We start from the raw sequence: 23403 nt of genomic DNA, 5'->3' as shown, positions 1-23403 counted from the left end.
TTTCTTAAGATTACTGTCACATCCCAAGCTTAAGGTATTGAAAACTTCTACACCACCAAGTACTTATTTTTTAATTGGGACTTTAAAATGAAAAACGAAGACATGATACCTTGCCAGGATCTGGTTGAAGATAGTAACAACTCAAATAACACGCACTTCCAAACGATTCTGGATCAATATACTAGTCGTCGTAGCTTTATTGCGAAAACTACAAGTGGGGCAATGGCATTAGCATTTGCGGCAACAGTAAGTGGTTGTTCAGATGATGATAATGATTCTGGTACTCCTGACAGTAATCCAACGACACCGCCAGATACCACTAGCCCAGATCAACATGCCTGGAGTGACCTAAAAGCACGTCCGAATAAATTAGCCTTTGAGCCGGTTCACAAGAATACCCAAAACTTCTTCAGTGTTCCTGAAGGTTATGAGCTTAAAGTATTGTATGCAGTAGGTGATCCAATCAACCCTGCTTATCCAGAAAAGACCGATGCAACCTTAGCTTCTGGTGCTTCTTACCAGTTCCGTTCAGGCGATAACCATGATGGTATGAGCTTCTTCGGTATGCATCCAACCAACAAAAATTATGCTGCGAAAGAATCAACACAAGGTTTACTTGTTTTAAACCACGAATATCTACAACAATCTCAGCTCCATACACCAGAAGGTACAATTACCATCGATGGCGTACGTCCAGAAGATCAGGTACTCCGTGAAGTGAATGCGCATGGTGTTTCTGTTATTGAGATCAGCAAAGATGCAAATACACAAGACGTTAAAATCAACTTAAATTCTAATTTTAACCGTCGTATCACTGCAGCAACCGAGATGGAAATTAATGGACCAGCGCGTGGTTCTGACCTCGTCAAAACTATTTTCTCACCAGATGGAACATTGACTCGCGGTACCTTTGCCAACTGTGGTAATGGTTATACGCCATGGGGAACTTACTTAACGGCTGAAGAAAACTGGAGTGGTTATTTCGCTCGTCAAGCCAACGACACCCGCGCTATTGCAAAAGAAGAAATTTCATTATCTCGTTATGGTCGTGGTGGTACTGATGCCCGTTCGTCTCAATACCGCTGGAATACTCCTGTTGCTGAATTAACCGGTGATAAAGGACTTTATGATCGTTGGGATATTTCAGTTAAAGGCGCAAATGCTTTAGCAGATTATCGTAATGTCATGAATACCTGTGGCTTCATTGTAGAAATTGATCCATTTAGCGCGACTACACGTCCAGTTAAACGTACTGCACTGGGTCGTTTTGCACACGAAGACTGCCGCTGTAGCAACCCTATTCCGGGTCAGCCATTAGCGTTCTATATGGGTGATGACGCAACCGGCGAATATATCTATAAATTTGTTTCTGAAGCCGTCTGGGATCCGAAAGACGTCAATGGTGGTTATACTGCTGGTGATAAATACATGGATAAAGGGACATTATATGTCGCTAAATTCAATGATGACGGTACAGGTGAATGGCTAGAACTGACTCATGGCAAAAATGGTTTAACTACTGCCAATGAAATCTATCCATTTGCAGGCCAGGATGACATCGTCATCAATGCCCGTCTTGCTGCTGACCATGTTGGTGCGACCAAAATGGACCGTCCAGAATGGGTTGCCGTGAATCCCGAAAATGGTGAAGTGTATGTAACCTTAACCAACAACAGCAACCGTGGTCGTGCATATGAAACTGATGCTGCCAACCCACGTAGCTACATCGACTTTAAAGGTTCAAGCGCCAGCAATTCAGGCAATATGAATGGTCATATCATTCGTTTCAGTGAAGCTGAAAATACAGTGACAGCGACAAGTTTTGCTTGGGATATTTTCCTGTTCGGTGCAGAAGCACGTGCTGCTTCTAACATCAACCTGTCAGGTCTGGATGATTTAAATGACTTCTCCAGCCCGGATGGCATGTGGTTCGATCCGCGCGGTATTCTGTGGATTCAGACGGATGATGGTCAGTACACCGATGAAACCAACTGCATGATGTTGGCAGCACTTCCGGGTACTGTGGGTGATGGTGCTAAAGCGCTTGCAGCCAGCACCAAAGCAGAAGGACAGGAAACCTTTGTTGGTGCCAAACTCAGCAATGATCGTGTTCGTCGCTTTTTGACTGGTCCATCGGGTTGTGAAATTACCGGCGTGACTATTACCCCGGACTATAAAGCGATCTTTGTCAACGTTCAGCATCCAGGGGGTGCATGGCCAGCCAACCAAAGCGAGCGTTATAGCCGTTTAGGCAAAGTACCTCGCTCTGCGACTGTGGTCATTACCCGTAAAGATGGCGGTGCCATTGCGGGTGAAGCTTTGGAACAAGCGACCGTATAAAAAGCTGTTATTCAAAAATGCCGACTTCTAGTCGGCATTTTTTATATCCGGTGATTATTTCAGGCTAATTATTTTCTCAATAGTTTGACCTGCGGTCGCACCTTGTTGTGACTTCTCGATCCAGTGCCATCGTCCCTGCTGCATTCTCAAAAAATTGGAGCATCGGGTGCCATAGGCCGGACTCTGAATAAAAGTCGAAGACAGCAGCTGTTCCATTTCCACGGAGATGCCGGTATCTGGCAGAAGTTCAGGAAGCACCTTACGTTCATCTTCCAGAATATCCCAGACTGCATGACACAAATCTGCTTCTGCGATCTCCTGGTGTTGCAGCATCGGTAAAAATTCCTGGGTAAAGCGTTTACGTAAATGTCGGGTCTTGTACCAGTCTTCACTCATCAGGCCATTCGAAACCACATAGACGCCATGCGCCAGTACTTGTGTTGCTTCACCGCGATTGCTCATATACACCGCCTAATCTTGATCGCCGATAAACAGGTTAAAGCCGGCATAGTCACACTGGCGTTGTTCCAGATCTTGAGCAAAACGAATCGGCGTTAAGTCAGAATCTAAAAAGTTCTGGATGATATGTCCACGTGAAGTCGGATAATGCCCTTTGTCCTGCCCATCACGAAAATTGGTAATCACCGCCCAGCGACCGGAAGCCGTAATACCCATCCAGGTACCGCCCGACTGTAGATCCTGCCCGGCAATTATCGGACTATTCTCCCATTCATGCAGCTCCTGCGTAGGACGCTGATAGAACTCATCCCGATTTGAAATCAGACATAATGGGCTCTGATCCAGAACCTGCCAAGCCAATGCCACGATACACATAATTTACGCTCTCGATCTTTACACATTGAATGTACAACATTTTTCTTTGCTTTAAGCTAAAATCTGTGCAAAACAGAATCACAAGGAACAGGAATGCTCACCTATCCCAATATTGATCCCGTCGCGATTTCGCTCGGGCCCTTACAAGTCCACTGGTATGGACTGATGTACTTACTGGCATTTTTATTTGCCTGGGGATTGGCGACGTTTCGCGCCAAACAACGTGGCTGGACACCGGATATGGTGTCTGATCTGATTTTCTTCGGTGCTCTCGGTGTGATCATCGGTGGCCGTGTCGGTTATGTCTTCTTCTACGGTTTTTCCCAGTTCCTCGCCGATCCTTTATGGCTGTTCCAGATCTGGACCGGTGGCATGAGTTTCCACGGCGGTTTCCTCGGGGTCATTCTGGCCATGTTATGGTGGTGCAAGAAATATAAGATGACCTGGTTCCAGACCTTAGATTTTATCGCACCTTGCGTACCAACAGGGTTGATGTTTGGCCGGATTGGTAATTTTATTGGCGGCGAACTGTATGGTCGTCAGGTGGCCGACCCAAACTTTGCCTGGGGCATGATCTTCCCGACCGATCCGCTGCAACTGGTGCGTCATCCATCACAACTGTATCAGGCGCTTTGTGAAGGCCTGATCCTGTTTATTGTCCTATGGTGGTTCAGTTCCAAGCCGCGTCCACGTATGGCAGTTTCGGCGTTGTTCTTGATCGGTTATGGTCTGGCACGTTTTGTGGTTGAATTCTTCCGTGAGCCGGACAATGGCCAGCTATTTATTGGCTGGATGAGCAAAGGACAATTCCTGAGCCTGCCAATGATCCTGATTGGCTTGTGGATGATGTGGTATGCCTACCAGAAGAAAATATATGACTGGGGTCCAAACAAAAATAGCTAAGAAAATAGCTTAATTGAGCGAGGCAAAGGCCTCGCTTTTTTATACTCAAAATATGCTAAAGTGCCAATTATCTCTTCTATTCTTTCATCATTATGCTTGAGTTCTGGTTTAATCCGCAGGTATCTGTTCTCAAAAAACTGTTGATCTTTATTGTGATTGCAGCGACAGCTGCAGGCTTGTACTGGATGCAACCACTGCCCTTAGATTCGATTTTGATGTTTGTCGGGACCGGCATCATTTTTCTGATCTGCCGTTACTGCAAAATCCACTTTGCCAGCAAAAACCCGACCGGTTTGCTGTATAGATTACTGACCTGGATTCCAATTGCCTTATTGATTGCTTTAGTTTTTATGAATATGCAACAGGGCGAAATCCTGATTCCGGGTGCACAAGGCATTGCATTTATGGCACTGGCGATTTGCCTGTTTTCTCCACTATCCCTGCTCAATCAGAACAAATCAGATGAGGGTTCACCCCGTGCTTGAGTTCTGGTATTCGGAACGCTGTACCCGTCAAATCAAACTCATCGTCATCATCGCGACCTGTATTTTGATTTATACAGCATCGACTGTGGCCCAGTTAGATCCGGTATTTGTGGGGGTGAGTTTAGCGATTGGAATTGTCGTGCATTTACTGCACCATTTCCGCCTGAAAATCTCAAAATCCAATCCCTATGCAAATGGCTTTAGCGCCTTGAGCCGGGTCATTCCCATCATTGCCTTAATTACCCTGTTTGGCTATTTACCAGAACAGCACCAGCAATGGGGCAAATTTGCCTTGGGTCTGCAATGTCTTGGCTTTGCCGCGATTGGATTATTTATCGTTTCAATCTATGAAAGCCGTGCGAAGCGTTTTGAGGACTGATCACTTCGCAGTGTTTTCTTAGAAGTAAGTTTCCAGACGATAGTAACTATAAGTCACGTTTTTATTGCGATAAACCGCATGATCTCGCTGTTTAAAATCCGATACCCAGGCACTACCTGAATAAGCCGCGATATGTCCATATTTATGTCCCTGAGTACGGTCAATAATATAGATATCGCCTTTTTTCGGCCGATCAAAAGAAGCATTAATTTTCTTATAGCCCAGCTGCATCAGGGTACTTCCCCAATCTGCCGCTGCGACCGGATGGTTCACAATTTTCGCACCAGAGGATTGCAGACCGACACGAATACTGCGCGCACATTTCTGTGTACTGGTATTTCGGGTAATGCCTTGCAGATAACTGGTAAATTTCTCGATATTGATACGGTGGCCATTGCTTACGCCTGAAGCGTTACGGACAGTGGCTTTTTGGGATGACTTTTTAGGTCTTTGCTCCGATTGGGAACGCACCATGATATTCGCTTGGACAGGAGCATATACTTCGCTCATGTTTACTTGATGATCATAGATCATGCCTTACCAACCGCTCCTCGCCTGTAATTTAGGCTTTCATATTGTTAACAAGCCGAGAATACTAGTCGTTTAAATGTTATCTTTCACATTAAAAATGTAAATAAATTTGTCTATTTTTCCGGCATTCAAATTAAGCCGTTCTTTCTCATACAGTTACAAAACCCATCATCTTTGCAAAAAAAATGTAAAGCAAAGCTAACTTCGACGCCTTGCAAAGCCTTTTCAGCCTGAAATAGAGAAAATGAGCCGTTATTTTATTCTACTCAAACCCTATGGATTTAATCTGTAACTCGGCCATTTTCAGACAACATTTCACTACATGATTACATCATTTTGAGCTTTGCACCCTGTATTACACTGATGCGGCATTTTTAAATATTGAACTAAACGGAGAAGAAAAATGAGTCAGACTTTAAGTGCCGTTTCAAATTTTAATTTAGAACAATATTTAGGCACCTGGTATGAAATTGCACGCTTGCCGATGAAACATCAACCTGAAGACAGCACCGATATTTCTGCGGTATATAGCTTGAATGAAAATGGCAAGGTTCGGATTCAAAACCGTTGTCTGGATGGCGATGGTAAACTGGATGAAGCTATTGCTGAAGCGACCATTGTCGATGCAGAGCATGCCAAGCTTGAAGTCAGCTTTTTACCTGAAGGCCTGCGATGGATTCCGTTTACCAAGGGCGATTACTGGGTATTAAAAATCGACCCCGATTATCAAACTGCGCTTGTAGGCGAGCCGAATAAAGAATATTTATGGTTATTGCATCGCGGTACCAGTCTGGACGAAGCGACTCAACGCGAATATTTAAGTTATGCAGAATCCTTGGGTTATGATCTGTCTGATCTGATTCATACAGTCCATACTGGCCATAAAACCGCTTAAACTGCAATCAGAAGACCTCCATCAGGAGGTCTTTTTTATTCTCAATTTGGGCGATGAAAGCTCATCAAAAAATGCTATGATGTGCGCAATTTAAATTGTCCCTTTCGACAGAAAAGTGATTATAAAATAATCCATTCTGCTGTTAAAACGGCGATTTTCAACAGATTCAAATAGAGAGAACTATGCGCCAATATCTTGACCTTTTACAACATATCCTCGACAACGGCGGCGATAAAGGCGACCGTACCGGTACAGGTACACGTTCGGTATTTGGTCATCAGATGCGCTTTGATCTTTCCCAAGGTTTCCCTTTACTCACCACCAAAAAAGTTCATTTCCGTTCTATCGTGATTGAATTGTTATGGTTTCTGAAAGGTGATACCAATGTTCAGTATTTAAAAGACAATAAAGTCTCGATTTGGGATGAATGGGCGACCGCAGAACAGACTGCGCGTTTTGGCCGTCCTGAAGGCGAATTAGGCCCAGTGTATGGTCACCAATGGCGTAATTTTGGTGCCAGCAAAAATGCAGACAATAGCTATAACCAAGATGGTTTTGACCAGATCAAATGGTTGATCAATGAAATTAAAACCAATCCAAATTCACGCCGTCTGATTGTCTCTGGCTGGAACCCGAATGAAGCGAATCAGGTCGCATTACCACCTTGCCATACCCTGTTCCAGTTCTTTGTACACAATGGCAAATTGTCTTGTCAGTTGTACCAGCGCAGTGCTGATGTATTTTTGGGTGTGCCATTTAATATTGCCAGCTATGCTTTGTTGACGCATATGATCGCGCAAGTCTGTGATCTGGATGTTGGTGACTTTGTCTGGACTGGTGGCGATACCCACTTGTACAGCAACCATTTTGAACAAGCACAGTTGCAGCTTAGCCGTGAGCCACTCGACCTCTGTCAATTAAAACTAAATCCCGAGATTAAAGACCTGTTCGATTTCAAATTTGAAGATATCGAAATTGTCGGTTATGAATCTCATCCAGGAATTAAAGCCCCTGTCGCTGTTTAATGTTCTTTATTATAAAGTTCCCTCTCTTCCTAGGAGAGGGCTAGGAAGAGGTTTTTTACCACACGTAAATCGCCAACTCCTTTCAAAATTATTCCTAGCCCTAAAGCATGAAGGCAATCAATATAGATTTTTAACCTTTCTTTCGTACCAGTAAAAAATTACACGAAGGACTTTGGGCTTGATAAGAAGGATTCAATACATGTCATTTCAAGATTTAGAAGTTGTACACGTCGTTGCCATGGATCAGCAGCGTTGTATCGGCAAGGGCAATGACCTACCTTGGCATATCTCTGCCGACCTGAAACACTTCAAGGAAATCACCCAAGGCGGTGTGGTGGTGATGGGTCGCAAGACACTAGAATCGATGGGACGTACCTTGCCTAAACGCGTGAACTGGGTCATTACCCGTGATCCAGACTGGGCATTTGCAGGCACCAAAGTCGCTTATAGCATTGAAGATGCGCTGAGTCAGGCCGTTGCAGATGTAAAGGCTTCAGAAAAACCTGAAACCATTTTCATCATTGGTGGTGGTGAAATCTTTAAACAGACTATGGATATTGCAGACCGTCTGGAACTGACCCATGTCGAACTGGATGTACAGGGCGATGCCTATTATCCAGCGATTCCAGCAGAATTTAAAAAAGTCGCTGCCGAGCAACATATCGACGACAAAACCGGCATTGCTTTTGAGTTCGCAACCTACAGAAAATAAAGCCTATTTCTCATGAAAAAGTGATGATGCAGGGACGCGAATACATCTCCAGACATTGGAGTCTGTGGCTACTGGGCAGCCTGTTTACTTTATTCGTCCTTCTGTCGAGCCTGTGGTTCAGCCTGATGCTCTGGGTTCATCAACCCCTCGGAAAAATCGGCAGCTTGATGCTGATTGGACTCTGGCTGACCTTTGCGCTGGTCGTTCTCGGGATTTATTTCACCCGGCATCTGATCTCCCGCCAAGTGGATAGCGTTCTTTATCTTCTGGCCTTTTTATTCTGTCTGCTAGGATATTTCAGTCTGGAAGCGCGTCAGGATCGAGAGTGGAATCCTGAGGTTTCCCAGCTTCTGCATTATGAGCAGCAAGGCGATCAGGTTACCTTACACAATATCCGCAACTTTGACTGGCAGGCCGATGGTCGCTATATCGAACGCTGGGAAAGCCGCAGTTTTGATCTGAATCAGATTACTGGCGTGAACATCATTACTTCCTACTGGATGGGGCCTAAAATTGCCCATACCCTGGTCAGCTTCGATTTTGCCAATCAAAAGCCACTCACCTTCTCGATTGAAATCCGCAAGGAAAAGAATGAAGAGTTTTCAGCGATTGGTGGCTTTTTCCGAAAATATGAACTGAGTCTGGTCGCATCGGATGAAAAGGATATTGTCTATACCCGTAGCAATGTCCGTGGTGAACAGGTCTATTTTTTCCCAGTCAAAATGCCGCAAGCTCAGGCTAAAGCGCTATTCAAGGAATATCTGCGTCAGGCCGATGAGCTGGCCCAAAAGCCAAAATGGTACAATACCCTGACCAGTAATTGCACCACACTAGTCTTTGATATGGTTCAGGCGATATCGCAACAACAGCTACCCTCAGATTACCGGTTGCTGGCCTCCGGCTATTTACCGAATTATCTCTATGATCTTAAAGTACTGGAACAGTCTTGGGATATGCACACTTGGTATCAACGGGCACATGTCAATCCACGGGTAGAACGCACCGCTAATCTCTCCAGTCAGGACTATTCACGCCTGATCCGGCAGGGCCTACCAAAACCCGACATGCGATAACTGTGTAGCAAATCCACTTCAATAAAGATACAAAATCAACTGGAACCTTGATCATTTTTTTGTTTATATACAAATAGCTAGTCAATGATCAGAGTATCTCTCATGCTAAAAAAATTAACTGCAATCGCGATTTTAGGCTCGGTTCTAACGGTCATGGGCTGCGAAACTGTGCCCAATACAGCCACGACACAAACCGCGAATCATTTACAACTTTTGCAAAATCGTACTTGGATTGCGACCCAGATTGGTAATACTGAAATCAAGACTGCGCCAACCGCACGCAATGTTCCGAGTCTGCAATTTGATGCCAGTACCCAGCGCGTTTCAGGTTCAGATAGCTGTAACCGGATTATGGGCAGCTACACAGCAGCAAAAGACACGCTGACCCTGAGCCAGATGGCCACTACCCGTATGGCCTGTATGAACAACGATCAGCTTGATCAGAAATTTAATGAAGCTTTAGCCAAAGTGACGCATTATCAGGTATTTGCTAAAACCTTAAAATTACTGGATCGCCATGGGAATCTCTTGATCCAGCTAGAAAGTGCTGCTCAGCCGCGTTAATACATCCCTACAAAAAGCCTGTATGGACAGGCTTTTTTATCTTTCATACTGATGAGCTGGAATTTAACCATCAGCCCAATTGAGTTATTTAATTGAATGAGGAATCAACCATGCAACAGGCACTTTTCGGTGGGGGATGCTTTTGGTGTACTGAAGCCGTATTTTTACAGATCCAAGGGGTTCAGCAGGTCGTCAGCGGTTATGCAGGTGGTCATACGACTGAGCCAAACTATGATGATGTCTGCGGAGGCAATACCGGCCATGCCGAAGTCATTCTGATCGATTTCGATGAAAACCAGGTTAACTATACCCAGTTGCTTGATGTATTTTTTGCGACCCATGATCCAACCACATTAAACCGTCAGGGCAATGATGTCGGCACCCAGTACCGTTCTGTGATTTATTATCTGAATGATGAACAGCAGCAACAGGCGCAGCAGGCAATCGATGCTCTGAAAGCCGATGGCATCAATGTGGTGACTGAACTAAGCCCTGCTCCAACTTTCTATCCGGCGGAAGACTATCATCAAAACTTCTTTGCCAAGAACCCGACCCAGGGCTATTGCAATTTTGCCATTCCGCCAAAATTGAATAAATTACGCAGCAAATTTACGACCCTATTAAAAACCCATTAAGATTCACGAAAAATGGGCATAAAAAAAGCGACTGCAATCAGTCGCTTTTTTACTCTCAGAATCTTAGTTATCGGTTGCAAAGGCAATATCGCTGAGTCCGGCTCCACTCGCACGCGACATGACTTGCGCCACCGAGTCATAACGTGATTCTTTATCCGCTTTCAACACAATGGTCGGCTGACGTTCAGCTTGGCCCGCTTCATTAAAACGGGTTTCGAGCTGTTCCAGCGTCAATACATCACCATTCCAGGCAATGTCACCTTCGGCATTGATGCTAATCGTGACATTTTCAGGCGGCAGATCGATAATCTCCGCAGTCGTTTGTGGCAAGGTTAATGGAATTGATGGGTTCGCAACGGTCGCTGTCACCAGAAAGATGATCATCAATACCAACATAATGTCGATGAGGGGAATGAGGTTCATCTCATTCATGCCTACATCGTTGTCTTCACCCAGTTGAAAAGCCATTAAGCTTGACCTCCCACGAAACTCTGTTGTGTTACTTTTTCATCAGACTTTTTTGCAGCAGATTCCTGTTGCAGCATGGTATCAATCAACAGACCGTGTGCCTGATCCTGTAACTCGTGTGCCAAGCCACGATTAGCACGGACACAGATGTTATAAGCCAGTACCGCAGGAATCGCGACTGCCAGACCTAAGCCAGTCATAATCAATGCTTCACCGACTGGAGTTGCCACTTGTGCCAGACCAGCCTGACCACTTTTACCAACAGCAACCAGCGCATGGAAGATGCCCCATACCGTACCGAACAAACCGACAAATGGTGAAATTGAGGCAATCGTACCAAGAACTGATACACCTTTTTCGGCATTGGCTTTTTCTGCTGAAATCTGGCGTAACAGCGCCTGTTCTGCCACTGCTTTACGCTGTTCAAAGCCCAAAGGAGCCAGTTTGGTTTTCAGTTGTTCCAATGCCTTAGATAACTGAGCATAGGCAATCTGTTTCAGTTGGCGAGTGCCCATCAAACGCAGCACAAAAATGGTCCATGTCGCAATCGACATTGCCAATAACACGAAATACAGCGTTTTACTGACTGCATCAGCGTGTTGCCAATAAACTGAAAAGTTCATATTCGAACTCCTAATGGGTGAGCCGTTATTTAACCTGAAAATCGAAAGGCTGTTCCACACGGGTTGGATAAGCCACACCATTTTCAACATATTTGGTGAGTTGTGCACGACGTACCGCCGCTTCTACTTTGCGCGTTACCGCCGGGCTACAACTTGAATTTCGTGCAGTCGCAGAAACTACTTTACCCTGCTCATTCGCTGAAACATCTACTACCAGTGAACAGGCTGATTTTAATTCACCTGCAGAGAGTGAGACTTTTGGTGAACGCTGCCAGGACACGCCCCCACCAATCGATACACTTTTCGGGGATGGCGGCGCAGCAGGTGCTGGCGGTGCCACAGGCGCAGGTGGCGCGACTGGAGCAGGTGCCGGTTTAACTTTAGTTTCAGTGACCACTGTCGGTACAACCGGACTTGGGGTTGGTTTTGCTTCAACTGGCGGTGCTTTAACCACTTTTGGCTCTTCAGCCTTTTTCACCTGCTCGATTTTTTCTACTTTTTTCGGTGGTGGTGGCAGCGGTTTATCGACAATTTTGACTTCTTTTGGCTTAGGCGGCTCTTTTTGTGGCTCGGCCTTCGGCTTTGGCGGTAAAGGTTTTGGCGCTTCCTGGAGTTTTACAAAGCGCACTTTTAAGGGTTGCTTATCAATGGGTGCCAGCTCAGGTGCTTTCATCTGGCTGATCGCATATAACACACCCACATGCCCAACCAGTACAGCCGCCACGATAGAGATGACTTTCTTTTTCATCTGATTTGGCGGTGTAGGCATTTGGGGCGCAGCAACTTGACTCATTAAATCTATTACCTTGAGGAGATGATGTGGAACAAACTATCAAGCTCATCGGTTAGCACAATTAAAGTATGCCAATAATAAATGAGAAGTGTTTTCATTTGCAACCGCTAATCCTACCTTTGACTGACTTTTTTTGCATCAAAACAAAAAAGGCACACTAAAAGTATGCCTTTTTAAAACTCAATGCAAGTCTTATTGGAACACGACAGTCTTGTTGCCATCGACAATAATACGGTCTTCCAAATGCCATTTTACCGCACGGGCCAATACATTACGTTCCACGTCCTGACCGAGTTCACGTAACTGCTCAACAGTAAAGTCATGGTTCACGCGCTCCACATCCTGCTCAATAATCGGACCTTGATCCAGATCAGCAGTCACATAGTGCGCAGTTGCACCGATCAGCTTCACGCCTTTTTCATAGGCCTGTTTGTACGGATTGGCACCTACAAAAGCCGGCAGGAAAGAATGGTGAATGTTGATCACTTTCATTTCCCACTTGCTGACAAATTCTTCATCCAGAATCTGCATATAACGCGCCAGCACCAACAGGTCATTGCCCTGCATCAACTGGTCGATTTCTGCATAAGCTTCAGGTTTGTTGTCTTTGGTCACCGGCACAACTTCGAATGGAATGCCAAAATTTTCAACTGCTTCGCGTAAAGTCTCGTGATTCGATACTACTTTGGTAATTTCACAAGGCAGACCACCACGCGCATGACGCCATAACAGCTCAAGCAAGGCATGATCGACTTTAGACACCAGAATACCGACTTTTTTCACGTCACTGACCAGAGCCAGACGCCATTGCATGCCATAGCGTTCTGCCACATTGGCTGCAAAAGTCTGGGTAATACTTTCTTTACGACTTTGAAGATTATCTAATTCAAATTCAACGCGCATGAAGTAACGTCCGCCCTGCGCTGCTGTCGCATATTGGTCAAGCGCAGTAATGTTGGCACCTTGATGATACAAGAAGCTCGAAACAGCCTGCACGATGCCCGGCTTGTCTTCACAAGTAATCAATAAACGTGCGGTGTTAGCAGTCGTCATATTCATGTTGGTTTAAGTCACTAATCAGTTAAATTAAAAATAAGCCGAGTATTCTAGCGCGTTTCTTGGATATTCTGAATAGTTTGTTCAGATTCAGAATCTTTAGATGACGACAGGCTGGCAAAAAGTTCCGAAGAGCCCAAACTACTCAATAAACCTTCATAGGTTTGACGACTTTCACCACGTAAATACGCCCCTTCTAGGAATACCATTTGACGGAGTGCCTGCCAGACCCATTTTTCTTCCAGCGTATTGGAATCGGTCAGATGACCCGACATATACAGGAAGTTGGTCCAGTTGGTCAGTACAATCCACAGGTTAATGATCAGGGCTTCAATTTCTGAATCGGTCATGTCCATCAGGCCTGCATTAACAAAGCCTTTATAAATTTTCTGGCCCTGCTGCATCACCTGTCCGGCAAAGCGTGGATACATCTTGCGAAAATCTTCGTTATTTTCTACCAGATGATAGACATCACGATGCAGGAAACGGTAAGCCCATAACTGGCTGCTCAGCACCTGAAAATAATGCACCTTATCATTGGCATCCAGTGCACGGTCATCCGGCAGCGCCAGCATTTCCAGGGTCTGATGCTGGTACTGTTCCATCAATTCTTTAATAATTTCATTTTTATTGCGGAAATGATAATACAGGTTACCCGGGCTCATGCCGAGTTCAGCCGCAATGTGATTGGTGGTTACCGATCGTTCGCCACGCTCGTTAAACAGCTGCAAACTGAGCTGCAAGATACGCTCTTTAGTTTTTAAGGTTTTGGTTTGGGACATCCTAAAATAACCATTCAGTTCATGCATTAGCAGGCTAACACACAAAGTCACTTGACTAATTAGAGTATTTGCTCTAAAAATTAATTAATCGATTTTTGAATAATGGTAGTGCGGCATGAACAGTCACACAAAAACAACATCAATGACACCACATTTTTTTGATAGCCAATATTTGAATGAAGTCTTGGCGCAACAAAAACACGCTTACTTACACTACCCTCTGCCGACTGCAAAGGAACGTATCGATCGTTTAGCTCGACTTAAGCGTATCTTAGTTAAGTATCAAGATCAATTTGCTGATGCAATTAATCAGGACTATGGTAACCGTTCAATCGGGGAAACCAAGATTGGTGAACTGCTCACCTGTCTGGAACATATCAAATATTACAGCAAAAACCTGACCCGATGGATGAAACCTTCCAAGCGTCATGTCGGCATTATTCATCAGCCGGCTAAAGCCTGGGTACAATATCAGCCTTTAGGCGTGGTTGGGATTATCGCACCATGGAACTATCCGCTGTTGTTGTCGATTGGCCCCCTGATTTGCGCACTGGCGGCCGGCAACCATGCCATGATCAAAATTTCCAGTGCATCCGCTGCCTTTGGTGAAGTTTTAGAAAAAGCTTTGGCTGAAGCCTTCCCTAAAGAATTGGTCGCTGTGGTGAATGGTGGCGGTGTGATTTCAGATGCTTTCTGTCGTTTGCCTTTCGATAAACTGATTTTCACCGGCTCAACTGCAGTCGGTAAAACCGTCATGGCAGCCGCTGCCGAAAATCTGGTGCCGGTGATTCTGGAACTGGGCGGTAAATCGCCAGTACTGGTGCATCCATCAATTGATCTACGTGATGTTGCGCAGCGGATTGCGGTGGGCAAACTGTGGAATGCCGGTCAGACCTGTGTAGCGCCAGATTATATGTTCCTGCCTCGTGGCAAGACGGCTGAGTTTATTGACCATTTTAAAGCCTGTGTCGAAAGCATGTATCCGGATATCACCCATAATCAGGATTACACCTCGATTATCAATGACAAACAATATAACCGTCTGCAAGGTTATCTGGATGATGCTCGCGAACAGGGTGCGCAAGTTATTGAAATTAATCCACGCAGTGAAAACTCGGCTGATCTGCGCAAGATTGCACCGACCATCGTGACCAATGTCACCCCGATGATGCAGATCATGCAGCATGAAATCTTTGGCCCACTGTTACCGATCATGGAATATGATCAAATTGACGATGTCATCGACTTTATTAATAGCCGTCCACGCCCACTTGCTTTATACTACTTCGACTTTGATCAGGCGCGTGCCGATTATGTCGCACAGCGTACCCATTCAGGGCATTTCGGGCAAAATACGGTACTGACCCATGTTGCGCAGGACGATCTACCATTTGGGGGTGTCGGTGCATCAGGTATGGGGAAATACCATGGCCCAGAAGGCTTCTTCAGTTTGTCGCATGAACGCTCAGTAATGTCGAATCCAAAGCTTTATAGCTTGAAATACATTCTGCCACCGTTCAATAAACCGATTCACAAGCTGATTTCGAAGACACTTCTCCGCTAAATGATCAAGGCATGAGCTATCGATATAGTTCGTGCCGCGTTTTGACGAAAATCGCTTGTCTTTTAAGCGCATTTTTGATATAAAACGCCCCTTGAATGATTTCAATCCGTTTATTTTTGACTGGCCATACAGATTTGCTGTTGGCTAAATCAATGGAGTTACACCATGTCTAAGGTTTGCCAAGTTACCGGCAAGCGTCCAGTCGTTGGTAACAACGTCTCACACGCCAACAACAAAACTAAGCGCCGGTTCGAGCCGAACCTGCACCACCACCGTTTCTGGTTAGAAAGCGAAAAACGTTTTGTACGTCTTCGTTTAACCACTAAAGGTATGCGTATTATCGACAAATTGGGCATTGAAAAGGTTGTTGCTGACCTACGTGCTCAAGGTCAAAAGATCTAAGGAGTCTGAACCATGCGTGATAAAATTCGCTTAGTTTCTTCAGCTGGTACAGGTTATTTCTATACCACGACTAAGAACAAACGTACTATGCCGGAAAAAATGGAAATCAAAAAATTTGATCCAAAAATCCGTCAACATGTAATCTTCAAAGAAGCTAAAATCAAATAATTTTAGTTTCTTTAAAAAAACGACCTTTGCGGGTCGTTTTTTTTTGCACTTTTTTTATCCAGCTTGATAAACTTTCTGCATGTTTTGGCACTTTTTGTGCTTATTTCCCAACAAACCTAGCTAAAGGAGTATTTAGTGCCACATGACGTAGAGCTCATTATATTACTGGCTGTTGGTTTTGGCTTAGCTTTGGTCTTTGGCTATCTCGCTGCACGGCTACGTCTCCCCCCTTTGATCGGCTATCTCATTGCCGGCATTCTGATTAGTCCCCACACGCCCGGTGTGGTCGGTGATATTCATCTGGCCAACCAGTTGGCAGAATTAGGCGTCATGTTCCTGATGTTTGGCGTCGGAATGCATTTTTCCCTAAATGATCTGATGCAGGTCCGCCGGATTGCCCTGCCTGGTGCGATTTTACAGATTGCAGTTGCCACCTTGCTCGGAGTCGGAGTTTCGATGCTGTGGGGCTGGAGCTTTGGTTCAGCGCTGGTCTTCGGCCTAAGCCTGTCCTGTGCCAGTACCGTGGTTCTACTCAAAGCCCTTGGTGATCGTGGCCTGCTCGATTCGATCAATGGCCGGATTGCTGTTGGCTGGTTGCTGGTCGAAGATCTGGTCATGGTCTTGGCGCTGGTACTGTTACCTGCCACTGCGGTACTTTTAGGTGGGCAGGCGCTGGAAGGCGCAAGCGATGAGAATATCTGGCTTACCTTAGGGATTACCTTACTTAAAGTCGCAGGCTTTATTGCCTTCATGCTGATTATTGGTAAACGCTTGATTCCGATGATCATACAGGTCGTGGCACGTCTTGGTTCACGTGAGCTGTTTACTTTAACAGTGGTGGCTGCCGCCGTTTCAATCGCCTTTGGTGCCTATAAAGTCTTTGGCGTGTCGATGGCACTGGGTGCTTTCTTTGCCGGAATGGTGGTGAAAGAGTCCGATTTTAGTCATCGCGCCGAAGAGGAAACTTTGCCACTGCGTGAAATTTTCTCGATTTTATTCTTTGTTTCCGTCGGCATGCTGTTTGATCCGCGCATTTTGCTGGAACAACCTTTACATGTGCTGGCCGTAGTCGCAATTATCATGATTGGTAAGACTATTGCCGCGATGGCACTCGTGCTGTTCTTCCGTTATCCGATCAATACCGCTTTGACCGTCGGTGCTTCTCTGGCACAGATTGGTGAGTTCTCCTTTATTTTGGCTGCACTCGGTGTTTCGCTCAATCTGCTTTCGCTGGAAGGTCAAAACCTGATTCTGGCAGGTGCCTTAATTTCGATTACGCTTAACTCCTTTATCTTTTCCGCGATTGAGCCGGTACAGAAATGGATTCGGGAACGCTCGACTCTGGCCCGCTTACTGGAACGCAGTGGTGACCCTTTGGCAATGTTACCGGATGAAGTCTCACAGGATTACCTGCGCGATCAGGTGGTCATTATTGGCCATGGTGAGGTGGGACGTCGCATTACCCGCTCATTGATGGAAGAAAATATCAAGGTGGTCATTGCCGAAGAAAACCGTGACATCGTCGAAAATCTGCGTGAAAAAGGTATTGCTGCGGTGTCTGGTGTTGCCACTGAAGCCGGAGTACTGATTCAGGCACATATTCAACATGCGCGCTTACTGGTCATCTCCCCTATGGATATCATCGATATTCATAAAATTGTGGACATTGCCAAGACCTTGAATCCACAAATTCAGGTACTGGTCTGTGCAGAAAGCAAGGAAGAAGCTGAAGCCATTCGTCGGGATAATGTCGGTGCAGTTTATTATGCCAAAGAAGAAATGGCGAAAAATATGAGCAATCATATTTTGAACCAGATTGAGATCGCGCATCAGCATACGCCTTCTCATTAAAGTTTTTCTTTGAATAAACACTGAATAAAAAAAAGTTGCCGGATCTGGCAACTTTTTTTTATGGACATCAATATATCTCTGAGCCAAAGATTTTATTAATACACTGGTTTCAGACTGCTCACGACTTAAATTTTAAAATACTGATTTCTTCATCTTCATTTTAAATGAACGTTTTGTGATACTTAAAATCTGCCTAATTTAATAACCTATAACACTCAAAAAGCACACCGATAGTGTGCTTTCTAAATAAATTTCAACGATTAACTCATATACTTTGGTTCTTCATCCACAACTTCAGCCTGCCATTCATTGACCTGCTGTTCCAGCAAACCATAGAGTGCTGCCTGAATCATCTGTTGCGCAATCACGGGCGTCTGCTCTCCAAGTAGAGCTTTCACCTCATCATTAAATTGAATCATGACCAAAGGCTGTTTATGTGAGCCTGCATTGCGTAGAGCCAACGCGCCACCTTCAAGTTGAACGAGTTCTAAAATCGCGTCTTGATTACCAAATAAATCTTTCAACTGTTCTATAGACATATATCCTCCATGTTCAACATGGTGGCAAAGAGCCGAGTGCACTTTGCATCATTAGAGTAATTGATATAGGGTTAAAAATTGTAATTTCAAGTACAGCAAGCACAGCCTATCCGATTAAAATTCAATCATCTCATTACGAAACCCATCAATTAATTGTGTCAGGTCACGATGCCATTCTCTCAATATAGCAGTATCAGGTAACCATGCTTGTGGAGACTGTGTGACTTTAATGATGAGATTTGAAGAGGTTTCGTCTTCAGGTTCTGGTGTACTTGGTTCCGGCGCATATTGGCATAAACGGTAGGCGCGCTTCAGTTCAGCAATGAAACCGCTTTTGGACAAATGTTGCAGTACAGCCACTTCTGGCGAAATCTGGCCTTTGGCCGCCATCAGTTCTTCAATTGATTTCAGGGTTGGATTAGGATCATTCAGGCGATAATAACGCACCAGTTCCTGTAAAAATGCTAACAAGGCACCATGCAAATGAAACACAGTTGCTTCACGTTGTGCCTGAGCCTGTTGTACATGTTCGGTTTGCTCGGCCTGCTGACAGGAAAGACGGGCAAAATACAGTTTTTGATTGGTACGGTCCGCATGATAGCGAGCAACACGGGTCATCGAGATTTCCTAAGGTTTAAAACAAATTTTGGCTTTTATAAAGTAAAAGGTTCGCCTGCATTTCGCAATCAAAAGATGTTTAGGCTGAATCCATCCAGCACTGAAATTCAGAGCATTGAGCTCACTAATTAAGTACAGCGATACTAAATTTCAGCCATAAAAAAGGAGCCTATCAAGTGCTCCTTTTTTGAATTTAAGCCTGAGGCTTATCTTCTGCGGCTTTCACACGGATCCCATGTCCGTGCAGACGCAAAGTGTTCAGGCCTTTAATGGCTTTGACTGCTTCACGGCCATGTGGCATTTCTACAAAAGCAAAACCTTTTGATTTGCCTGTTGCTGCATCAAGCACCAAAGTACAGGTCTCCACTGTGCCATATTCCTGGAACAGTTTCAGCAATTCGGCTTCTGTGACCGTACGTTCTAAATTACGAACTAAAATTTTCATCTTACAACCTTAAGAAGATAGGCAAAAAATATCAAAAAGCACGCGCCTACTCTACTTTTTGTATGAAACCACTTTGCTATAGTTTAATCGAGATCAATCCCAAAATCTAAATTAATCGACTTGCGTTCAATCAAGGCACTTTTGACGGTTTGCTGCCGGGTTTTGTAATGGGTTTCTGTAGTGCATAACTGCCGGGTAAGATCATTCAGGAAATAGCTTTCGACTTTACGCCCCTGCTCATCGACCGTTTCCCGCGCCCAATGATTCAGGTTCTGTTTGGTCAGAATCAATTCATTTTTTGCCCGGGTCAATGCTACATACAGCACACGACGCTCTTCTTCGACATCATCAAAATCACCTTGGGCACGTGCATGCGGATAATTCCCCGGCGTGACATTGGCTACATAACAGACATTTTGCTCGGTGCCTTTGGCCGAGTGAATGGTGATTAAGGTCACCACATCATGATCCGACTGGCGTTCAATTTCCGAAATTGACACCGGATCCAGTACATATTCCTCTAAAAATTCACTCAGCTGCGAATGTTTGGAGGCCAGCTGTTTGACCAGTTCAAAATCACTCTGGCGACGTGGCCAATCCTTTTTATAGTTTTCTGCCAGTTGAGATTCAATCGCCTGAATCGCCAGACCGACACAAGCTTGCACTTCGCCTTTGAGCACACTCATCTGCTGCATGATCAGAATAGTCTCTAGCGGTATCTTGCCAAACTGTTCTAATTTCTTTGCAATCTGATCCATTTCCGGTTCAGCCAATAACTGCTGCGATAGCTTGCTAGCACCAACATCACCCACACCATTCCACAGGGTTAAGAAACGCATCCAGGCAATATCATCTAGTGGATTGGCCACCACCCGCAGCATGCTGAGCAAATCTTTGACATGCGCAGTTTCCAGCAGCTTCATGCCACCAATAAAGCGATACGGTACATTGGCTGCAATACAGGCCGCTTCAATGTGCCGCGCGGCAAAGCTGGAACGAACCAGCACCATATGCTCGCCCCATTTGCTGCCTTGCAGATAATGGCGTTCTTTAATATCAATCGCAATCCATTTGGCTTCATCAAACTCATTCGGGAAGATATGCATACGCGGCTTTACACCTTCTCCGCGATAAGCTTCTAGACGTTTGTCATATTTGATTTCAGACTGATCCAGCAGCCAGTTAGACAGATCGAGAATTTCCTGGGTCGAGCGGTAGTTCTTTTCTAATTTGAAAATCTGCGCATCTGGCACACGTTCTTTGAAATGGTGAATATTTTCAAAGTCTGCACCACGAAAGCCATAAATCGACTGGGCATCATCACCGACACAAAACAGGCTGATCCGGTCTTTAAGTGGTTCGAGCAAAGCCCATTGTAATGGATTGGTATCCTGCATTTCATCGACCAGCATATGTCGACAGATTGAAGCGACATAGTCGACCAGACCTTCGGACTGTGCCAGCGCCGTAGCCACTACCGCCAGAATGTCATCATAATCCAGAAAGCTGCGTGCCTGCTTACGTGCTTCGTACTCTTTCATAATCTCGGCAATCTGGTCCTTTAAGGCCAGATATTCCGGCATCTGTTTTTCTAATGCCAGACTGAGTTTTTGCCGGGTATTCCTTGCAAAAGAATATAGATCACATAGTTCCTGAGGCTTAGGCAGATGGTTGGGATTTTTCTTGTCATCACGACCGCGAATCAGGCGGAACATCATCAGCTGATCATCACGATCAATAATCGAAAACTGTTCCAGACCAAAAGCTTTCGGAATACGGCGCAGCAGATACATACAGAAGGTATGAAAGGTCGAGGCCCGCAGTCCCTTGGCTTCTTCACCAAGTGCCAGTTCGACACGCGCCACAATTTCACTGGCAGCCCGGCGGGTAAAGGTCAGAATCTGAATCTGGTTGGCAGGCACGCCCTGTTCAATCAAGTAAGCTGCGCGTGCCACGATGGTCTTGGTTTTGCCACAACCTGCCCCGGCCAGCACCAAACTGTGTTTTGCTTCTGTGGTCGCTGCTTGCTTTTGTTGGGGGTTTAATTCATCAATCAGGGTGGCTAAACTCATTTTCACTCATCATTTTGTGGATGTATGTAGTTTAACAGATCGCTTCCAGAATTATGGCTTTTCAGTTGTCCTGAAACTGTCTCCAATTTTATTTCCTGATTTGATATTAGCTAACGACAGGGCGTGCTGGATTGCAGGAGAGAGAAATACTTTCACTCTGTCAAAAGATTTTTAACTATCTCAGCGACAGCTTTCTCCAAGTTCATTTCTGCATTTTTTAAGGCTTCTTCTAAAGGACAATCTGGTGGATTAATACCAATAATCTGGCTAAATCCTGACTCAAACAGATCCTCAATTCCTTCACCGATTAGACCCGCAAAAGCGATTACCGGTTTATTAAATTGCTTGGCGAGCTGTGCTACCCCAAAAGGGGTTTTGCCCAAAGATGTTTGACTATCAATTTTACCTTCACCGGTCAGGACATAATCTGCTTGCGCTATTTTCTCATTCAGTTGAACCTGTTCAATCATCAGTTCCACCCCGGACCGAATAGAGGCAGCAGTGAATGCCATTAAACCAAAACCCAGTCCACCGGCAGCACCAGCCCCTGCAACATGACGATAATCACGGCCAAACTGCCCAGCGACTACATCGGCAAAATACCCAAAGTTTTGATCCAGTTGCTTGACCATTTCAGGCATTGCCCCTTTCTGTGGTCCAAAGATTATCGATGCACCATTTGGTCCACACAGTGGATTGTTGACATCCGATGCAATGATTATTTCAGTATCTGCTAAACGTGGATCCAGTTCGGATAGATCCATTGATTTGACCAGTTCTAAGTTTCCACCACAGACCTGAATTAACTCTCCCGCATGATTTAGAAACTGCACACCCAGTGCTTGCGCCATCCCTGCACCACCATCATTGGTAATACTGCCGCCCGACCCCATGATGATTTTTTTCACACTCAAGTCCAATGCCTGTTTGATCATTTCTCCTGTGCCATAAGTTGAAGTGAGCATCGGATTACGCTGTGAAGGCTTCAATAAATGAATGCCATTGGCCTTGGCCATTTCAATCACAGCAGTTTGACCTGCATCAATCAAACCCCAATAGGTCTGAATACGTTGCTCAGGCAGTGGTCCGGTCACTTCACATGCAATACTTTGCCCCTTTAAACTTGAAATCAATGCATCGACCGTGCCTTCACCACCATCGGCCATTGGCACATGAATGATGTGGGCATCCGGAATGACGTTCTGGATACCGCGTTGCATGGCCTGACAAACCTGCGCAGCAGACATGCTTTCTTTAAACGAGTCAGGAGCAAGCACAAAGGTGAGCGACATGGTGTGATCTTTTATCCACAAATGAAGTCTAAATTGTGGATAAATCCAGCACTATCCACAAGTCTTTATTTCCAGCCCAGTTCAATTGCAGTTATCTCATTAATCAAGGTTTGAACCGTACCGGGTTTGTCGGAGAGTCAATATTCTGAGAGACTATCCCGATGACAAAATTAAAATATACCCCTGAAATCAGAGAAAGAGCGGTTCAATTATTGATTGAATCCGAGAAAGATTATCCATCGAATTGGGCTGCAATCACAGCAATTGCTCCTAAAATTGGCTGTACTCCTGAAACACTACGTGTTTGGTATCAAAAATACTTAGATCAACAAAATCCAGTTAAAGCACAGCAGC

Annotated in this window: 26 protein-coding genes and 1 pseudogene; 15 read left to right on the top strand and 12 right to left on the bottom strand. The window is 45.1% G+C overall.

All coding sequences use genetic code 11. The features are described from left to right. Positions 1–87: 87 nt before the first annotated feature. The gene (locus AC1P5O_RS01055) at positions 88–2340 is read left to right on the top strand and encodes a PhoX family protein (RefSeq protein ID WP_138743118.1); all 2253 of its coding nucleotides are present in this window, start codon (positions 88–90) and stop codon (positions 2338–2340) included. Positions 2341–2394: 54 nt separating this feature from the next. Here the strand turns inward: AC1P5O_RS01055 and AC1P5O_RS01050 are convergent. Then, a pseudogene (locus AC1P5O_RS01050) lies at positions 2395–3174 on the bottom strand (NRDE family protein). Positions 3175–3267: 93 nt separating this feature from the next. Between AC1P5O_RS01050 and lgt the strand changes: the two are divergent. The 3 genes from lgt (at position 3268) to AC1P5O_RS01035 (ending at position 4941) form a co-directional block, all read left to right on the top strand. Beyond that, positions 3268–4077, top strand: coding sequence for a prolipoprotein diacylglyceryl transferase (gene lgt, locus AC1P5O_RS01045; RefSeq protein WP_138743120.1), 810 nt, complete (start codon positions 3268–3270; stop codon positions 4075–4077). A 92-nt stretch (positions 4078–4169) separates the two neighbouring features. Next, complete coding sequence (locus AC1P5O_RS01040; protein ID WP_138743121.1) at positions 4170–4562, top strand: hypothetical protein; 393 nt, start codon at positions 4170–4172, stop codon at positions 4560–4562. Then, positions 4555–4941, top strand: coding sequence for a hypothetical protein (locus AC1P5O_RS01035; RefSeq protein ID WP_138743122.1), 387 nt, complete (start codon positions 4555–4557; stop codon positions 4939–4941). Before AC1P5O_RS01040 ends, AC1P5O_RS01035 begins: the two co-directional genes overlap by 8 nt. Before the next feature lie 18 nt (positions 4942–4959). On the opposite strand, the gene AC1P5O_RS01030 is transcribed toward AC1P5O_RS01035, so the two are convergent. Further along, positions 4960–5451 (bottom strand): hypothetical protein, encoded by a 492-nt coding sequence (locus tag AC1P5O_RS01030; protein ID WP_318270398.1) that lies wholly within the window; start codon positions 5449–5451, stop codon positions 4960–4962. 424 nt (positions 5452–5875) lie between these two features. Here AC1P5O_RS01030 and AC1P5O_RS01025 point away from each other — a divergent pair, with 424 nt between their 5' ends. The 6 genes from AC1P5O_RS01025 (at position 5876) to msrA (ending at position 10376) form a co-directional block, all read left to right on the top strand. Continuing rightward, the gene (locus tag AC1P5O_RS01025) at positions 5876–6367 is read left to right on the top strand and encodes a lipocalin family protein (RefSeq protein WP_138743123.1); all 492 of its coding nucleotides are present in this window, start codon (positions 5876–5878) and stop codon (positions 6365–6367) included. A gap of 182 nt (positions 6368–6549) precedes the next feature. Further along, a complete protein-coding gene (gene thyA, locus AC1P5O_RS01020) occupies positions 6550–7392 on the top strand; it encodes a thymidylate synthase (protein ID WP_138743124.1) in 843 nt (280 codons plus the stop codon). A 199-nt stretch (positions 7393–7591) separates the two neighbouring features. Next, positions 7592–8104: a dihydrofolate reductase gene (locus AC1P5O_RS01015; protein ID WP_004278430.1), complete on the top strand. Its 513-nt coding sequence runs from the start codon at positions 7592–7594 to the stop codon at positions 8102–8104. 23 nt (positions 8105–8127) lie between these two features. Further along, on the top strand, positions 8128–9177 hold the full coding sequence (locus AC1P5O_RS01010; protein WP_080547865.1) for a DUF4105 domain-containing protein: 1050 nt from the start codon (positions 8128–8130) through the stop codon (positions 9175–9177). 102 nt (positions 9178–9279) lie between these two features. Beyond that, positions 9280–9741, top strand: coding sequence for an META domain-containing protein (locus AC1P5O_RS01005; protein ID WP_005267490.1), 462 nt, complete (start codon positions 9280–9282; stop codon positions 9739–9741). A gap of 110 nt (positions 9742–9851) precedes the next feature. Then, positions 9852–10376 (top strand): peptide-methionine (S)-S-oxide reductase MsrA, encoded by a 525-nt coding sequence (gene msrA / locus AC1P5O_RS01000; RefSeq protein WP_005267491.1) that lies wholly within the window; start codon positions 9852–9854, stop codon positions 10374–10376. A 63-nt stretch (positions 10377–10439) separates the two neighbouring features. On the opposite strand, the gene AC1P5O_RS00995 is transcribed toward msrA, so the two are convergent. The 5 genes from AC1P5O_RS00995 to AC1P5O_RS00975 all read right to left on the bottom strand — a co-directional run bounded on the left by AC1P5O_RS00995 (position 10440) and on the right by AC1P5O_RS00975 (position 14098). Next, positions 10440–10844, bottom strand: a complete 405-nt coding sequence (locus tag AC1P5O_RS00995) for an ExbD/TolR family protein (protein ID WP_004278434.1) — start codon at positions 10842–10844, stop codon at positions 10440–10442. Further along, positions 10844–11467: a MotA/TolQ/ExbB proton channel family protein gene (locus AC1P5O_RS00990; protein WP_005250649.1), complete on the bottom strand. Its 624-nt coding sequence runs from the start codon at positions 11465–11467 to the stop codon at positions 10844–10846. Before AC1P5O_RS00990 ends, AC1P5O_RS00995 begins: the two co-directional genes overlap by 1 nt. A 25-nt stretch (positions 11468–11492) precedes the next feature. Then, complete coding sequence (locus tag AC1P5O_RS00985) at positions 11493–12260, bottom strand: energy transducer TonB (RefSeq protein ID WP_005267494.1); 768 nt, start codon at positions 12258–12260, stop codon at positions 11493–11495. A gap of 192 nt (positions 12261–12452) precedes the next feature. After that, positions 12453–13319: a formyltetrahydrofolate deformylase gene (gene purU / locus AC1P5O_RS00980; RefSeq protein WP_004278437.1), complete on the bottom strand. Its 867-nt coding sequence runs from the start codon at positions 13317–13319 to the stop codon at positions 12453–12455. A 47-nt stretch (positions 13320–13366) separates the two neighbouring features. Then, a complete protein-coding gene (locus tag AC1P5O_RS00975) occupies positions 13367–14098 on the bottom strand; it encodes a TetR/AcrR family transcriptional regulator (protein ID WP_034437998.1) in 732 nt (243 codons plus the stop codon). A 115-nt stretch (positions 14099–14213) separates the two neighbouring features. Here AC1P5O_RS00975 and AC1P5O_RS00970 point away from each other — a divergent pair, with 115 nt between their 5' ends. From AC1P5O_RS00970 to AC1P5O_RS00955, 4 genes are all read left to right on the top strand, one after another. Further along, complete coding sequence (locus AC1P5O_RS00970) at positions 14214–15662, top strand: coniferyl aldehyde dehydrogenase (RefSeq protein ID WP_005261753.1); 1449 nt, start codon at positions 14214–14216, stop codon at positions 15660–15662. Between the two features lie 165 nt (positions 15663–15827). Continuing rightward, positions 15828–16064: a 50S ribosomal protein L28 gene (rpmB, locus tag AC1P5O_RS00965; RefSeq protein ID WP_000048256.1), complete on the top strand. Its 237-nt coding sequence runs from the start codon at positions 15828–15830 to the stop codon at positions 16062–16064. A 12-nt stretch (positions 16065–16076) separates the two neighbouring features. Then, a complete protein-coding gene (gene rpmG / locus AC1P5O_RS00960) occupies positions 16077–16232 on the top strand; it encodes a 50S ribosomal protein L33 (protein WP_001205031.1) in 156 nt (51 codons plus the stop codon). Positions 16233–16367: 135 nt separating this feature from the next. Further along, the gene (locus AC1P5O_RS00955; protein ID WP_004278459.1) at positions 16368–18083 is read left to right on the top strand and encodes a cation:proton antiporter; all 1716 of its coding nucleotides are present in this window, start codon (positions 16368–16370) and stop codon (positions 18081–18083) included. Positions 18084–18343: 260 nt separating this feature from the next. On the opposite strand, the gene AC1P5O_RS00950 is transcribed toward AC1P5O_RS00955, so the two are convergent. The 5 genes from AC1P5O_RS00950 to AC1P5O_RS00930 all read right to left on the bottom strand — a co-directional run bounded on the left by AC1P5O_RS00950 (position 18344) and on the right by AC1P5O_RS00930 (position 23049). Beyond that, positions 18344–18622 carry a hypothetical protein gene (locus AC1P5O_RS00950; RefSeq protein ID WP_004278462.1) on the bottom strand — a complete coding sequence of 93 codons (279 nt, stop codon included), beginning with the start codon at positions 18620–18622 and terminating at the stop codon, positions 18344–18346. 114 nt (positions 18623–18736) lie between these two features. After that, positions 18737–19240 carry a DUF6586 family protein gene (locus AC1P5O_RS00945; protein ID WP_138743125.1) on the bottom strand — a complete coding sequence of 168 codons (504 nt, stop codon included), beginning with the start codon at positions 19238–19240 and terminating at the stop codon, positions 18737–18739. Between the two features lie 193 nt (positions 19241–19433). After that, on the bottom strand, positions 19434–19685 hold the full coding sequence (locus AC1P5O_RS00940) for an RNA recognition motif domain-containing protein (protein ID WP_004729489.1): 252 nt from the start codon (positions 19683–19685) through the stop codon (positions 19434–19436). Between the two features lie 83 nt (positions 19686–19768). Continuing rightward, positions 19769–21757: an ATP-dependent helicase gene (locus AC1P5O_RS00935; protein ID WP_138743126.1), complete on the bottom strand. Its 1989-nt coding sequence runs from the start codon at positions 21755–21757 to the stop codon at positions 19769–19771. Between the two features lie 152 nt (positions 21758–21909). After that, a complete protein-coding gene (locus AC1P5O_RS00930) occupies positions 21910–23049 on the bottom strand; it encodes a glycerate kinase (protein ID WP_138743127.1) in 1140 nt (379 codons plus the stop codon). 161 nt (positions 23050–23210) lie between these two features. On the opposite strand from AC1P5O_RS00930, the gene AC1P5O_RS00925 reads away from it, so the two are divergent. After that, positions 23211–23403, top strand: a 193-nt coding sequence (locus tag AC1P5O_RS00925) for a transposase (RefSeq protein WP_499005485.1), incomplete at its 3' end; no start/stop codon positions are given.

Source organism: Prolinoborus fasciculus (assembly GCF_056724605.1).
This window is presented reverse-complemented; position numbering and strand designations above follow the sequence as displayed.

What these genes read in the sequence shown, in the direction of transcription:
- thyA (WP_138743124.1), top strand. Translation starts at nt 6,550, where the DNA reads ATGCGCCAATATCTTGACCTTTTACAACATATCCTCGACAACGGCGGC.
- AC1P5O_RS00950 (WP_004278462.1), bottom strand. Translation starts at nt 18,622, where the DNA reads ATGTCTATAGAACAGTTGAAAGATTTATTTGGTAATCAAGACGCGATT.
- rpmG (WP_001205031.1), top strand. Translation starts at nt 16,077, where the DNA reads ATGCGTGATAAAATTCGCTTAGTTTCTTCAGCTGGTACAGGTTATTTC.
- AC1P5O_RS00930 (WP_138743127.1), bottom strand. Translation starts at nt 23,049, where the DNA reads ATGTCGCTCACCTTTGTGCTTGCTCCTGACTCGTTTAAAGAAAGCATG.
- AC1P5O_RS00935 (WP_138743126.1), bottom strand. Translation starts at nt 21,757, where the DNA reads ATGAGTTTAGCCACCCTGATTGATGAATTAAACCCCCAACAAAAGCAA.
- AC1P5O_RS00975 (WP_034437998.1), bottom strand. Translation starts at nt 14,098, where the DNA reads ATGTCCCAAACCAAAACCTTAAAAACTAAAGAGCGTATCTTGCAGCTC.
- AC1P5O_RS01010 (WP_080547865.1), top strand. Translation starts at nt 8,128, where the DNA reads ATGATGCAGGGACGCGAATACATCTCCAGACATTGGAGTCTGTGGCTA.
- AC1P5O_RS00940 (WP_004729489.1), bottom strand. Translation starts at nt 19,685, where the DNA reads ATGAAAATTTTAGTTCGTAATTTAGAACGTACGGTCACAGAAGCCGAA.
- lgt (WP_138743120.1), top strand. Translation starts at nt 3,268, where the DNA reads ATGCTCACCTATCCCAATATTGATCCCGTCGCGATTTCGCTCGGGCCC.
- AC1P5O_RS01055 (WP_138743118.1), top strand. Translation starts at nt 88, where the DNA reads ATGAAAAACGAAGACATGATACCTTGCCAGGATCTGGTTGAAGATAGT.
- AC1P5O_RS01040 (WP_138743121.1), top strand. Translation starts at nt 4,170, where the DNA reads ATGCTTGAGTTCTGGTTTAATCCGCAGGTATCTGTTCTCAAAAAACTG.
- AC1P5O_RS00945 (WP_138743125.1), bottom strand. Translation starts at nt 19,240, where the DNA reads ATGACCCGTGTTGCTCGCTATCATGCGGACCGTACCAATCAAAAACTG.
- AC1P5O_RS00995 (WP_004278434.1), bottom strand. Translation starts at nt 10,844, where the DNA reads ATGGCTTTTCAACTGGGTGAAGACAACGATGTAGGCATGAATGAGATG.
- msrA (WP_005267491.1), top strand. Translation starts at nt 9,852, where the DNA reads ATGCAACAGGCACTTTTCGGTGGGGGATGCTTTTGGTGTACTGAAGCC.
- purU (WP_004278437.1), bottom strand. Translation starts at nt 13,319, where the DNA reads ATGAATATGACGACTGCTAACACCGCACGTTTATTGATTACTTGTGAA.
- AC1P5O_RS01025 (WP_138743123.1), top strand. Translation starts at nt 5,876, where the DNA reads ATGAGTCAGACTTTAAGTGCCGTTTCAAATTTTAATTTAGAACAATAT.
- AC1P5O_RS01005 (WP_005267490.1), top strand. Translation starts at nt 9,280, where the DNA reads ATGCTAAAAAAATTAACTGCAATCGCGATTTTAGGCTCGGTTCTAACG.
- AC1P5O_RS00970 (WP_005261753.1), top strand. Translation starts at nt 14,214, where the DNA reads ATGAACAGTCACACAAAAACAACATCAATGACACCACATTTTTTTGAT.
- AC1P5O_RS00985 (WP_005267494.1), bottom strand. Translation starts at nt 12,260, where the DNA reads ATGAGTCAAGTTGCTGCGCCCCAAATGCCTACACCGCCAAATCAGATG.
- rpmB (WP_000048256.1), top strand. Translation starts at nt 15,828, where the DNA reads ATGTCTAAGGTTTGCCAAGTTACCGGCAAGCGTCCAGTCGTTGGTAAC.
- AC1P5O_RS01030 (WP_318270398.1), bottom strand. Translation starts at nt 5,451, where the DNA reads ATGAGCGAAGTATATGCTCCTGTCCAAGCGAATATCATGGTGCGTTCC.
- AC1P5O_RS00990 (WP_005250649.1), bottom strand. Translation starts at nt 11,467, where the DNA reads ATGAACTTTTCAGTTTATTGGCAACACGCTGATGCAGTCAGTAAAACG.
- AC1P5O_RS01015 (WP_004278430.1), top strand. Translation starts at nt 7,592, where the DNA reads ATGTCATTTCAAGATTTAGAAGTTGTACACGTCGTTGCCATGGATCAG.